Annotated in this window: 14 protein-coding genes; 2 read left to right on the top strand and 12 right to left on the bottom strand. The window is 44.7% G+C overall.

Annotated features, from left to right (window positions below):
• Positions 1-535 precede the first annotated feature (535 nt).
• Both ACS5WU_RS01695 and ACS5WU_RS01690 read left to right on the top strand, forming a co-directional pair.
• On the top strand, positions 536-1,195 hold the full coding sequence (locus ACS5WU_RS01695; RefSeq protein WP_302760938.1) for a hypothetical protein: 660 nt from the start codon (positions 536-538) through the stop codon (positions 1,193-1,195).
• Positions 1,196-1,278: 83 nt separating this feature from the next.
• A complete protein-coding gene (locus tag ACS5WU_RS01690; protein ID WP_302760940.1) occupies positions 1,279-1,890 on the top strand; it encodes a hypothetical protein in 612 nt (203 codons plus the stop codon).
• Positions 1,891-1,986: 96 nt separating this feature from the next.
• Here the strand turns inward: ACS5WU_RS01690 and ACS5WU_RS01685 are convergent, their stop codons facing one another.
• The 12 genes from ACS5WU_RS01685 to recG form a co-directional block, all read right to left on the bottom strand.
• Entirely contained in the window at positions 1,987-2,463 is a 477-nt protein-coding gene (locus ACS5WU_RS01685) for a sigma-70 family RNA polymerase sigma factor (RefSeq protein ID WP_302760942.1), read from the bottom strand.
• A 449-nt stretch (positions 2,464-2,912) separates the two neighbouring features.
• Positions 2,913-3,560 (bottom strand): translation elongation factor Ts, encoded by a 648-nt coding sequence (gene tsf / locus ACS5WU_RS01680; RefSeq protein ID WP_046444639.1) that lies wholly within the window; start codon positions 3,558-3,560, stop codon positions 2,913-2,915.
• Positions 3,561-3,581: 21 nt separating this feature from the next.
• Positions 3,582-4,415, bottom strand: coding sequence for a 30S ribosomal protein S2 (rpsB, locus tag ACS5WU_RS01675; RefSeq protein ID WP_046444638.1), 834 nt, complete (start codon positions 4,413-4,415; stop codon positions 3,582-3,584).
• A 149-nt stretch (positions 4,416-4,564) separates the two neighbouring features.
• The gene (gene hisIE, locus ACS5WU_RS01670; RefSeq protein ID WP_046444637.1) at positions 4,565-5,167 is read right to left on the bottom strand and encodes a bifunctional phosphoribosyl-AMP cyclohydrolase/phosphoribosyl-ATP diphosphatase HisIE; all 603 of its coding nucleotides are present in this window, start codon (positions 5,165-5,167) and stop codon (positions 4,565-4,567) included.
• A 4-nt stretch (positions 5,168-5,171) separates the two neighbouring features.
• Positions 5,172-5,933 (bottom strand): imidazole glycerol phosphate synthase subunit HisF, encoded by a 762-nt coding sequence (gene hisF / locus ACS5WU_RS01665; protein WP_046444636.1) that lies wholly within the window; start codon positions 5,931-5,933, stop codon positions 5,172-5,174.
• On the bottom strand, positions 5,933-6,646 hold the full coding sequence (hisA, locus tag ACS5WU_RS01660) for a 1-(5-phosphoribosyl)-5-[(5-phosphoribosylamino)methylideneamino]imidazole-4-carboxamide isomerase (RefSeq protein WP_046444635.1): 714 nt from the start codon (positions 6,644-6,646) through the stop codon (positions 5,933-5,935). The genes hisF and hisA overlap by 1 nt, the downstream gene beginning before the upstream one ends.
• Positions 6,643-7,248, bottom strand: a complete 606-nt coding sequence (hisH, locus tag ACS5WU_RS01655; protein ID WP_302760947.1) for an imidazole glycerol phosphate synthase subunit HisH — start codon at positions 7,246-7,248, stop codon at positions 6,643-6,645. The genes hisA and hisH overlap by 4 nt, the downstream gene beginning before the upstream one ends.
• Entirely contained in the window at positions 7,245-7,829 is a 585-nt protein-coding gene (hisB, locus tag ACS5WU_RS01650) for an imidazoleglycerol-phosphate dehydratase HisB (RefSeq protein ID WP_059109403.1), read from the bottom strand. Before hisB ends, hisH begins: the two co-directional genes overlap by 4 nt.
• Before the next feature lie 12 nt (positions 7,830-7,841).
• Positions 7,842-9,128 (bottom strand): histidinol dehydrogenase, encoded by a 1,287-nt coding sequence (gene hisD / locus ACS5WU_RS01645; RefSeq protein WP_302760950.1) that lies wholly within the window; start codon positions 9,126-9,128, stop codon positions 7,842-7,844.
• Positions 9,129-9,764 (bottom strand): ATP phosphoribosyltransferase, encoded by a 636-nt coding sequence (gene hisG, locus ACS5WU_RS01640; protein WP_131924964.1) that lies wholly within the window; start codon positions 9,762-9,764, stop codon positions 9,129-9,131. It abuts the gene before it with no gap.
• Entirely contained in the window at positions 9,761-10,933 is a 1,173-nt protein-coding gene (gene hisZ, locus ACS5WU_RS01635; RefSeq protein WP_046444630.1) for an ATP phosphoribosyltransferase regulatory subunit, read from the bottom strand. The genes hisG and hisZ overlap by 4 nt, the downstream gene beginning before the upstream one ends.
• 93 nt (positions 10,934-11,026) lie before the next feature.
• The gene (recG, locus tag ACS5WU_RS01630; RefSeq protein WP_302760953.1) at positions 11,027-13,045 is read right to left on the bottom strand and encodes an ATP-dependent DNA helicase RecG; all 2,019 of its coding nucleotides are present in this window, start codon (positions 13,043-13,045) and stop codon (positions 11,027-11,029) included.
• Between the last annotated feature and the right edge of the window lie 74 nt (positions 13,046-13,119).

The raw sequence follows: 13,119 nt of genomic DNA, 5'->3' as shown, positions 1-13,119 counted from the left end.
TGCCTAATAAAGAATATTGGATGCTTTCTGACAAGCAAAGCCTTCTTTCAGATATCTGCTAGAAACTCCTGACAGATTAAACAGATTATTCTACCTGATTCACTGTAAGACTGCTTTGTTTGCTTTTAAAATTATACCAAATAAAGAATCGTTCTTCAACACTTTTATGTTCTGCGATTCCTGATAAGCAACTTTTAAAATTGTACTATAAAATCCGGCAATCGCGATCAGATAATTTCTTATTTGTTATGTAAATGCCAATAATTTCTTCTGATTTAACTTATTTTATACAAATTACGTCTAAATCACTATCTAAGAAGAAAAAATTTAATAATTACCCCCCAAATATCTACATGGCTAGGTTATATAAGTAAATACGTAATTTAAGATTATTTATGAAAGGGCGTGATTCCATTGGACAAATTAAGTAATCCCAACCACGCTAGTGCAGTTGCCAAAATGATAGAAATAATGCAGGTACATAATCAGTGTATAAAACAAAACAAAAAACTAACTTTGAAAAAGGAGAAACAAAATGAAAAAAGCGTTATCAGTAATATTAGCTATCGCTGTCATTTTCTCTTTAGGAACTACAACTTTTGCGGCGGAAGCAAATTTTGAAAATGAATTTAACCCTGACGATTTTTTTAGTAAAGCTCGATTAGTAAGTTACGATGGAACGACTGTTGAGTTTAAAGCTGTTGAGGTATCAAATACCCAGGAAACAACTTCTACACTGGTTACCATTGTTGCAACGACACCTGAAGAAACCACTTCACTTAGAAAAACATTGGCAAAAAGAGGAAGTAATTATCGTGAAATATGGGACGGTAATAAATATGCCAAGCTTTATATGACAGTGGTGTTTGAAGATGGCTCCGCATCTAAGGGGGCCACACGCAGAATCACTCGTTGTTATGGTGGAGTTCAAGGCGGAGGAAGTGGGACTTCCCTTGGAAGTAATGTATACATGACAAAACAGCGATTGACCTATGGGGCTGATGGCCCCGGCCCTACCGGCTCGGTTGTATCTAGTACGGATAAATACCCCTCTCCCGGTGCAAGAACCTTTAGTTATTCAACCGTAACTCCTTGGGTTTATACAAGTTCATACAAAAACTTAGGAGCCAATTTCACCGTATATTTCAAAAGGGGAACCGGCACTTGGCCTATTACACTTGATAATAATATTTGAGTTTCTTTATTATGCCCCTGCTCAAACTAATTTTGAGCAGGGGCATATCTTCACATATTCTTTTAAAATTATGGAGGTATAGAATGAAAAAAATTGTTGTCATATTATTATTATGTTTTACTTTATTGCTTACATTCTCTTGCACAAAAGAAGACGATGGGAACATAAGTCCAATAAGTAATATATCACAGGAAATGAATGATAAGTTTGCGAAATATGGTTTGGCAGAAAGTACAATGAATGTTGGAATGCGATATCTATTCAAATACGAATGGGCGCAACCTACAAAAGAGATATCGGTTTGGATTGAAGAATATAGAAAAGGAACGCTCGTTGAAAAACCAGTTGAAATCTGCTCCACTGATAATACTGGTCAAAAAGGCATAATCGCAGCATTTATTGATGAGAGCGACAAACCAAAAGGAACGCTACTTTTGTCAAACGAAGGAAATACTGAATCCAGCGCTTTTCTTAGAGACAATACTTTAGATATCAGCTATGATGAATTACTTAATATATCTGAAATAAGAGCTGAGGATTTAACTGGTGTAGAACGAAGACAGGATATCCCATTGTTGTTATTGATTGACGGAATTACTATAGACGTACCAGATACTTTAGTTCCAAATTTTGATTATAAACAAATAGTTGAACAAAGTAATTATGCACTGCTCTTAAAATGCAAATTTTCATAAGGAGTATTTATTCTTCTTAATCTGTAGATTCTGGCGCCCCTCTGCTGCAAATGCCAATACAAGTTATTGACATACAAAGCACAACTGCCAAGATCATCAATACAACTTTTTTACAGCTTTCTCTAAATATTTTTTCCAGTATCGCATTTTGTCTCTTGGAATACCATATTTCTTGCATATTTGTCTCATAGAAGTCCCATGAAATATTAGTTCCTTGAAATACGGAATCAATTCTTGTGGTATATCTTTCAGTTGCTCCTCAACTATAATTGTGAAAACGGAATCTTCTTCTACATTCTTAATCGATACGTTATCGAGCACATACTGCTGTTCCCGGACCATATCCTTTTCCCGCTTTATCACAAATGTAATTGCCGTATTTTTACAAACGGTAATAAACCAACGCTTCATATCCTCGTTTTTTATTTTCTGTTTATCAGTTATATAGGCTTTGAGAAATGCAGTTTGTAATATATCTTCAGCATCTGTTATATTTTGGGCAATACTAAATACAATAACAAAATAGTATTTGTAATTATTCTCAAAAAGATTGATTAAATCATCATTTGTCATAAAAATACCATCCAATCAATCAAGAGAACTTTAATAATTTTAATTTGATTTTAACACAGAAAAACATATTAGTCTCACTTATTTATCTCGTATATCAGATATTTGATGATAGCATCCGAATGAAATCCCCTCCATTTTTGTTCCCTGCAAAGTTATATAGGTAAATTGGCATTATCGAAAAATAAAAAATCTTTAGAGACGAGTGATACCGATGGGAAATTAATACTTTCGCTAATAATTCGATTAGAAATGCCAGTCATTTAGATACTACCCCGCACGTTCATAAAGACAAATGATTGCGTAAATTACTCATTGAAATAAATCAATATTTTCGCTTTATTATACCGTTTTTTAGTCATCCAGCCACTTAACTAATACAAAAAAAGAGTGCTTAAATGCTTTTGCAAATAAACACTCTTTGACTAACTTTTTTGAGCGATTTTAACGAATCAAAGGCCAGCCTGTTCCATAACTTCCTTCTGGAAATCGTCTTCCCTCTTCTGGAGGCCTTCGCCCATTTCATATCTCGTAAATCTGCGAATCGAAATCTTTTCGCCAATCGTGCCAACCTGATCGTTCACAAGGTCTGCAACCGTCTTGTCCGGATCCTTTACAAAAGGCTGGTCAAGCAGGCAAATCTCTTTTTTGAACTTCTTGATCCTGCCTTCGACCATTTTTTCCACGACGTTCGCAGGCTTTCCTTCATTCAACGCCTGCGCCATCAGGATTTCACGCTCTTTTTCCAGTACAGCGGGATCTACTTCCTCTTCGGAAACATACAGCGGATTTGCAGCTGCAATGTGCATTGCAATATCCTTAACAAAGGCCTGGAAAGCGTCTGTCTTTGCTACAAAGTCTGTCTCGCAGTTCACTTCCACCAAAACGCCGATTTTTCCACCCATGTGGATATAGGAACCAACGACGCCTTCCGCAGCAATTCTGCCGGCTTTTTTCACAGCGGCAGCAAGGCCTTTTTCTCTCAAAAGCTCGCTTGCCTTCTCAATATTTCCATCCGCTTCCTGAAGCGCTTTTTTACAATCCATCATCCCCGCGCCGGAACGTTCGCGCAGGGCTTTTACATCACTTGCTGAAACCATGAATTCTTACCTCCGAATGATTTAATTTTCTTCTACAGCAGCAACAACTTCCACTGTTTCGCCCGGCATCATTTCTTTTGCGATATCTTCCGCAATTTCTTCCGCCGCAGCTACTTCAACTTCCGCCTCAGTGAGCTCAGCAACAGCTTCTTCTGCCGCTTCTTCCATCTGCTCACCCTGTTTTCCTTCAAGAACCGCATCCGCCATTTTGGATGTGATCAGCTTCACGGCACGAATCGCGTCGTCATTGCCCGGAATCGGGTATTCCACTTCGTCGGGATCGCAGTTGGTATCTACGATTGCAACAACCGGAATGCCAAGGTTCCTTGCTTCGGCGATTGCAATTCTTTCTTTTCTGGGATCAACGATAAAGAGCGCTCCCGGCAGGTCTTTCATCTCGCGGATGCCGCCAAGGTTCTTCAACAGCTTCTCTTTCTCGTGCATGAGCTGGATTACTTCCTTCTTGGGCAATAAATCCATATCGCCGTTCTGCTCCATATCTTCAATTTTATTCAGGCGCGCAACACGGCTCCTGATCGTCTTAAAGTTTGTGAGCATACCGCCAAGCCATCTGTTGGATACATAATACATTCCACAGCGTTTTGCTTCTGCCTCGATGGAATCCTGCGCCTGTTTTTTTGTACCGACAAAAAGCACCGTTTTGTTATCCATAGCGATGTCGCGGATGAAATAATATGCTTTTTCTACTTCTTTGACTGTTTTCTGAAGATCGATAATGTAGATGCCGTTTCTCTCCGTGAAGATAAAACGCTTCATCTTCGGATTCCAACGGCGTGTTTGGTGTCCGAAATGAACACCTGCTTCTAAAAGTTGTTTCATTGAAATAACTGACATAGTAAATATACCTCCTCGTTATATGCCTCCCCGCGCTTCTTACTTTTGACAGAACCCAAATTTGGGCACGAGTATCAAAATCTGCGCGAGTGCGTTATCGGTTGATATTATAGCACATCCCCACTGCCGATGCAAGAATATTCTTTGACTTATCTCCTGCTTTGAAGCTCTGTAAAAAGCTCTGTCAGGCTCAGGCCCTTTTCGTTCATAAGAACCAACAGATGGTAAATGAGATCGGCAGCTTCGTAGCGCAGTTCATCCGTACCTGGATTCTTTGACGCAATGATCACCTCTGCGTTCTCTTCGCCAACCTTTTTGAGTATTTTGTCAATCCCTTTCTCAAACAGATAGTTTGTGTAAGAACCTTCCTTCGGATTTATTTTCCGGTCGGCAATTACATCGTACAGCTCATAAAGCAGGGATGAATTTGCAATACGTTCCTTTTCCTGTACCGTATTAAAAAAGCAGGAGTATTCTCCCGTATGGCATGCTACGCCTGTCTGCTCTACCTGCAAAAGAACGCTGTCCCCGTCGCAGTCCAGGCTCACGCTTACAATCTTTTGCACATTCCCGGAGGTTTCCCCTTTTTTCCACAGCTTCTGGCGCGAACGGGAGTAATAATGCGCATATCCCGTTTCGAGGGTTAAATCATATGCTTCCTTGTTCATGTAGGCCTGCATCAGCACTTTTCCTGTGCGCGCATCCTGCGCGATCGCGGGCACAAGCCCGTGGCTGTTAAATTTCACTTCCATTTTTTTATTTACTCCTTACCGCAATTCCATTTTCTTTCAGATAATCCTTTACCTGTTTTATCGTCAATTCCTTATAGTGGAACAAAGACGCCACCAGCACGGCGCTCGCATCCGCTTCCCGGATGACTTCCACAAAATGTTCCAGTCTTCCCGCGCCTCCTGATGCGATCACCGGAACATTTACGCTTTCTGACACAAGCTTCGTAAGCTCAATATTATATCCTGCCTTCGTTCCATCCGCATCCATGCTCGTGAGCAATATTTCGCCTGCTCCGCGCTTCACTGCTTCCCTGGCCCATGCTACCGCATCGATCCCTGTATTGACGCGTCCCCCGTTCAGGTAAACGTCATACCTGCCCTCCGGATTTTTTTTCGCGTCGATCGCTACCACGACGCATTGGCTTCCGAATCTTACCGCCGCGTCGCTGATCAGCTTCGGATTTTGAAGCGCTGACGAATTGACCGATATTTTATCCGCCCCCGCCTTGAGGATACGCCGAAAATCTTCCACCGTGCGAATGCCGCCGCCTACTGTGAGTGGAATAAACACCTGCTCAGCCGTACGCGCAACGACCTCCTCCATAATTCCCCTGCCATCCGAGGAGGCTGTAATGTCGAGGAACGTCAATTCATCCGCACCCTGTTCGTTGTATGCTTTTGCAATTTCAACGGGATCGCCCGCGTCCTTCAAATCGACAAAATTAACCCCCTTTACCACGCGTCCGGCATGGACATCCAGACAGGGGATGATTCTTCTTGTCAACATTATTTTGCCGCCTTCATCGCATCCTGAAGCGTAAACGCGCCGTCATAGATCGCCCTTCCGACAATGCAGCCGCACGCGCCTGTCGCGCGAACCTTTTTGATATCGTCTACGCTGCTGATGCCGCCGGAAGCAATCAGGTTCATCCATGTTTCCTTCACGATGTGCTCTGTAATATCAAGATTTGGTCCTTCCATCATGCCATCTTTGGAAATATCCGTATAGATGATATTCGCAACACCCATTTTGTGCATTTTGTGTGCCAGCTCCACCGGATCGATATCCGTATTGTCGGCCCATCCCTTAATCGCTACTTTGCCGTTTTTCGCATCGATGCCAACTGCAATGCGGTCTTTATATCTGGATACGGCCCATTTCACAAGATCCGGATCTTCGACTGCCGCCGTTCCAAGAATCACACGGGAAATACCAACATCGTCAAGACGCACGCTGATGTCTTCCCTGGTTCTCACGCCGCCGCCCATTTGTACTGGAATCTTGATCGATTGAACGAGCCTCGCAATGACATCCTTGTTGACAAACTCACCGGAAAAGGCCGCGTCAAGGTCTACGATATGTAAATAATGAGCCCCTTCCGCCTCCCAGCGCTTTGCCATTTCAATCGGATCTCCAAAATCTGTAGAACGCTGCAGCTCTCCCTGCATTAAGCGTACACACCTACCATCCCTGATATCAATCGCAGGATAAATCTTCATAGTTTCAAACCTCCAAAAGATTGCAGCATTGCAAGTCCTGTTTCCCCGCTCTTTTCGGGATGAAACTGCAAGCCGTATATATTTTCCTTCTGAACCGCGGAAACAAAATCATATCCATAATTTGTTTTCGCGATAATGTATTCCTCCGGTACGTTGTCGGCGTGATAGGAATGTACAAAATACACGTATTTCTCTTTTCCAGCATCTACAAACAACCGGTTATCATTGACAATAAGTGAATTCCACCCCATATGCGGAACGCGCATATCTGCAAGTTCAAACGGCTTTACCTCGCCCGGTATCAGTCCAAGAGCGTCATATTCACCGTTTTCATAGCTCTTATCAAACAAAAGCTGCATGCCAAGGCAAATCCCCAAAAAAGGTTTTCCTGATGCGGCCTGTTTTTGTATTTCTTCAACGAATCCACGTTCTTCAAGGTGCCTTACCGCATCGGCAATCGCGCCAACGCCCGGCAGTACAATATGGCTTGCATCACGTAATATCTGTTTATCGGCAGTTACCCGCGCGTCAAATCCGAGGAACGTAAACGCCTTTTCTACGCTGCGCAGATTGCCCATGCCATAATCGACCACTGCAATCATAGCACGCCCTTTGTGGACATCACGCCCGTAAGCTCCGGATCGATCGAAGCCGCTTCCCGCAACGCTTGTCCAAACGCTTTAAAGCACGCTTCAATGATGTGGTGCGTATTTTTACCATACTGCATGTTCAGATGCAGCGTAAGCCCCGCGTTCACTGTAACCGCACGAAAAAATTCCTCGCATAACTCCGCGTCAAAATTACCCGTCCTGCCTTGTACGAATTCAACGTTATAAACAAAGTACGGCCGTCCGCTGATATCAAGATTTGCCATTACGAGCGCTTCGTCCATCGGCACAAATTTTGTGGAGTACCGCCTGATTTTTTCTTTCTTGCCAAGCGCAATCCTGATTGCCTCGCCAAGCGCAATCCCGCAATCCTCAACGCTGTGGTGAGCATCTACATAAGTATCCCCTTCACAGGACAGCGTCAGGTCTATCATTGCATGTTTGGCAAACAAATCAAGCATGTGGTCAAAAAAACCAACGCCTGTTTCAATCTTATAGGCGCCTTTTCCGTCAAGGTTTAACTGCAGTTTGATATCTGTTTCATTTGTTTTTCGTGCAACTGTGCTTTTACGCATCTTTTTACCCCTTTAATCTTCAAAACGGATCGTCGCAGACCGCGCATGGGCAGTAAGCCCTTCCGCCGCCGCGAATGATTCCACCTTTTTGTAGACCTTTTCAAATTCTTCCTTGGAATAGTATATCACACTGGATTTCTTTTGAAAATCGTCAACATTGAGCGGTGACGAAAACCGCGCCGTACCATTTGTTGGCAGCACGTGGTTCGTCCCTGCAAAATAATCGCCCAAGGGCTCCGGGGAATATTCTCCCAAAAAGATCGAACCCGCATTACGGATTTCAGGCAATACCTTTTCCGCATCCCGCACACATATTTCAAGATGCTCAGGAGCAATCATGTTTGAGATGCGAACCGCTTCCCGCATATCCTCCGCCAAAATGATCGTCCCATAATTCTCGAGCGATTTCTGAACGATATTTTTCTTGGGCAGCAACTCAGCCTGCCGCAAAATCTCCGCTCTTACCGCTTCCGCCATTTTCCTGCTCGTAGTCACCAGCATACAGGCCGCCATTTCGTCGTGCTCCGCCTGTGAAAGAAAATCCGCCGCAATAAATCGTTCATTTGCCGTTTCATCAGCGATCACAAGCACCTCGGAAGGTCCTGCGATCATGTCGATTCCCACTTGACCATACACGCTCTTTTTGGCAAGCGCCACATAAATATTTCCCGGGCCGGTAATTTTGTCCATTTTAGGCACTGTCTGCGTACCGTATGCAAAAGCGGCGATTGCCTGTGCTCCGCCCATTTTATATATATTGTGCGCTCCTGCAATTTTTGCCGCTGCAATCGTTACCGGGTTAACCGCGCCGCCCTGCGCCGGAGTTGCCACCGAAATATCAGGCACTCCCGCACATTTCGCTGGAATGATGTTCATCAGTACGCTTGAAGGATAGGCCGCCTTTCCGCCCGGTACATATACTCCCGCATGCTCTACCGGCAAATACAGCTGTCCCAGATATTTCCCACCGCTTTCCATAAACCAGTTTTCACGCTTCTGGTGATTGTGGAACGCTTCTATATTTTCCGCAGCCTCACGCATCACCGAAAGCAATCCTTCGTCAACCGATGAAAACGCTTCCTCGATTTCCTGTTCCGTCACAAGCAGGTTTTGTGCATTCGCAGGATATCCGTCAAACCTCGCTATGTAAGAAAAAAGCGCTTCATCCTTTTTCTCACGGACGCTTTTTATGATCTCATCCACAGTCTTTTGCTGCTTGGTGTAGTCGGTATCCGCGCGCTCTAAAAGCCGCTTCTTGATCGTTTCTGTTTCCTTTGAAGATAAAATTGGAAGTAACATCTACATCTCCTCCAGAGCAAGCTTCATTTTTTCGATCAACGGCTGAATTTTCTCCGCTTTTGTTTTCAGGCTGACCTGGTTTACAACAAGGCGCGCGCTGATATCACAAATTTCTTCCAGTACCGTAAGCCCGTTTTCACGGATCGTCGCACCGCTCTCCACAATATCCACGATCACATCCGAAAGATCGAGAATCGGCGCAAGCTCTATACTTCCATGCAGCTTGATGATTTCTATTCCCTCGCCCTTTTCATCGTAATACATCTTTGCAACGCGCGGATATTTTGTCGCAACGCGCGTTATATTGGACGTGATGCGTTCCTTTGGCTTTTCATAGCCCGCTACGCATATTTTACATTTTCCGCATCTGAGGTCCAGCATTTCATAAAGCGGCAGCCCTTCCTCGAGCAGCGTATCTTTGCCGGCAATTCCAATATCCGCAACGCCGCGGTATACGTATACGGGAACATCGGAGGGCTTTACCAGCACAAACCGCAGTTCATTCTTTTTGTCGTATACTACAAGCTTTCGCGTATCTTCTTTCAGCTCGGATACGTCAATCCCGCATTTTGAAAATAATTCTATGGCAAATTTCGCAAGCCGCCCTTTTGCAAGCGCTATCGTAAGTTCCATTATACGTTCATCCCTTCGTCAAATTCCACAACGTCATATCTTGCGCGGTCGTAACCCCGGTAGCCATTCAGCTCGAGAATCACTTTATTCCCTGATTTCCGCAGCTTTTCGGCATAAGCGAACGCATTTGCCCTGCCTGCCGGGCTGCAACAGATGACGGTTGCCTTTTCACCGGAAACGGGCAGCTTCTGTAGCTGCTCCAGAACCACCAAAAGCTCTTTTATTCCAATCGCAAACCCTGTTGCCGGCGTATCTGAGCCAAACTCACGCAACAGCTCGTCATACCTCCCGCCGGAAAGGATCGCAGTACCAATTCCGTCTGAAATTCCGCGGAATATAATTCCTGAATAGTAATTAAAATTGTTCAGGATACCAAAATCGATCGAAAGATACTTTTCATATCCAAAATCACAAAGAATATCATACACCTCGCGGATATTGTCTACCGCAGCCGCGCAAAGCTCATTCTGCGCCATTTCGCTTGCCCTTACAAGCGTTTCGCGCCCGCCAAACAGAGTTCCGAGGGCAAGGAGCGCTTCCTTTGTATCGTCATCCATATTAAGGCGGGATAACTCATATTCAAGCTCTACATTATTTTTGGTATCGATCAGCAGCCTTATTTTTTCAACCTGCTCTTCTGTGAGGTCCATGCTGCCAATCAGCCCTTTGAAGTACGCCACCTGCCCAAGATCGATCTTAAAGCCGGTCAGGCCAATTTCAAGCAATGATCGTATCGCAAGGGCAATTACCTCTGCGTCCGCATCCGCTCCCCGCTTGCCGATCAATTCTACGCCAGCCTGCGTAAATTCTGTTTTTCCTGCAATTCCCCGCTCCAGGAAGCCAAACGCATTCTGGATATAGCAAAGCCGCAGTACGCTTTCGCCGGAAAGCAGCTTCGTCGCCGCCGCTCTCGCAATCGGTCCGGTGAGGTCCGGCCTCAAAGCCAGTATCCTTCCCTTCTGGTCAAAAAATTTCATCATGTTTTCCTGCACGTACGGCACGGAATCGTGCATAAAAACTTCGTAATATTCAAACGACGGCGTTTCAATTTCCAGATAGCCGTTTTTGGTAAAACATTTTCTGATTTCTTCTTCGATCTTTCTTTTTGCCGCGCATTCCTCCGGCAAATAATCCCATGCGCCGGCGGGAACCTGTAATTTTAATTTTTCCATTTCAGTACTCACTCAAAAAATAATTTAGCGTAGTAAATCGCTATCACATTACCATAATAATACACATGTTTGCTTCTTGTCAAGCATTCTGTTTTAATTAAGCGCTATTTCAATCAATTTTTCCTTCAGGTTTTCTTCAGCAATCCGCGTAATGGAAGCGTATTCCAAAGCAAACCGCTCTGTTTGCTTCATTGCCTGCAATACATCTCTCGTCGCTATGAGCAGCTCCATGTCCGCAATCAGGTTCGCAACCTTTAACGTGCCCATTCCGTGCTGCCTTGTACCAAGCATATCGCCCGTTCCGCGAAGCTGCATATCCTTTTCTGCGATTACAAATCCGTCGTTCGTCTTTACAAGCTCGCGCAGGCGTTCGTAGGCGTTCTGGTTATCTGAAACAAGGAAACAGTACGCTTGCTCCCTGCCGCGCCCCACACGGCCCCTGAGCTGGTGAAGCTGGGCAAGCCCAAAACGCTCTGCGTTCATCACCGCCATCACCGTCGTATTCGGAACATTGATGCCCACCTCGATTACCGTCGTCGAAACCAGAATATGAATCTTTCCCTCGGCAAAGCCCTCCATGACCGCCTGCTTTTCAGCATTTTTCATCTTGCCATGAATCAGCGCCATCTCGAAGCCCGGATAGCATTCTTTGAGCTCCTCAAACATCTGCTTTGCAGATTTTGCATCCATTCCCTCGCTGTCCTCAATCAGCGGACAAACGATATAAGCCTGCCTTCCCTTACGCAGCTCGTTTTGGATAAAGCCGATCATATCCTTATATTTATTGTCATGGATCAGGTAAGTCTTTACCGGCTTGCGCCCTGCCGGAAGCTCGTCGACAATCGAAATATCCGTCTGCCCAAAAAGCACAAGCGAAAGCGATCTTGGGATCGGCGTTGCCGACATAATCAGCGTATGCACATCGTTTCCCGCTCCCGAAAGGGCAGCTCGCTGCTTCACGCCAAAGCGGTGCTGCTCATCCGTAATAATAAGGCCCAGGTTTTGGCAGGCGATATCTCCATATAACAGCGCATGCGTGCCAATGATAATGCGGGCTTTTCCGCTTTCGATTAATTCACGCTGTTGCGCCTTTTTTTTGGCTGTACCCGCTCCCGTAAGGCATACGATTTCTTCTTCGTCAAAAAGTTCCCGCGCCGTCTCGTAATGCTGCTTTGCCAATATCTCTGTCGGCGCCATCAAAATGCTTTGATATCCATTTTCGCGCATACAATTCATCGCATAAAACGCGATCACAGTTTTTCCGCTTCCCACATCCCCCTGCACCAAACGGTTCATATAAACTGTTCCCTGCAAATCATCCCTGATTTCGCGCATAACCCGTTCCTGCGCGCGTGTCGGCGTAAAGCCCAGCTTCCGGGTAAAAAAACAATCGCTCTCCCCCGGTTTAATGATCACCCTGCTTTCCTGCCGCTGCTCTTGTCCAAGCAAATCCAGCATACGGTTAAATACCAGAAGCTCATCAAATACCACGCGTTTACGTGCCTTTTCCACCACTGACAGCTCCGAAGGAAAATGAACTGCCTGAAGCGCGCTTTTCAGGTCATACAGCTTAAACTCACGCAAAAAAGCATCGGAATACGGCTCGTTCACTTCCATATGGCGCAATGCTTCTTTGGAAAATTTACGCATCATATTCTGATTGAGGCCCGCCGTTAGCGGATAGATCGGCAAAAAATTGTCCTCCGGCTTTTTGAAATAAATTTCAGGTGAAGAGAGCTTCATCTTTCCATATTTAAATTCCAGCTTTCCATAAAGATACAAAGTCTTTCCCTGTACGATATTATTTTTGATATAAACCTGATTGAATATATCGACTGTAACGATACCCGTTGCATCTGTTACCTGAAATGAAGTAATTTCAAGCCCCCTGCGTATCCTCTTTACCTGTGGCGGTGTAAAAACCTTAACCTCAAAAAAAGCGGTCTCGCCAAACTTAACGTCCCCTATTTTCTTACAAACCGAAAAATCCTTATATGCGCGCGGCAAATAATAGACCAGATCGCGAATCGTGCCTATTTCCACCTTTTTTAATGTTTTCGCCGTTTTCTCCCCAATGCCTGTGAGGCTCGTAACCGGCTCCGATAATTTCATATAATACTCCTGGTCAATATGATCCCAAACCTTTTTTGACCGCCGCATAAGCGAATGCCGCGTATGAAAAAGCC

The organism is Christensenella sp. KGMB01412 (assembly GCF_055522415.1).
Note: the sequence above shows the minus strand (reverse complement) of the source record. Positions and strands in the feature narration are given on the sequence as shown.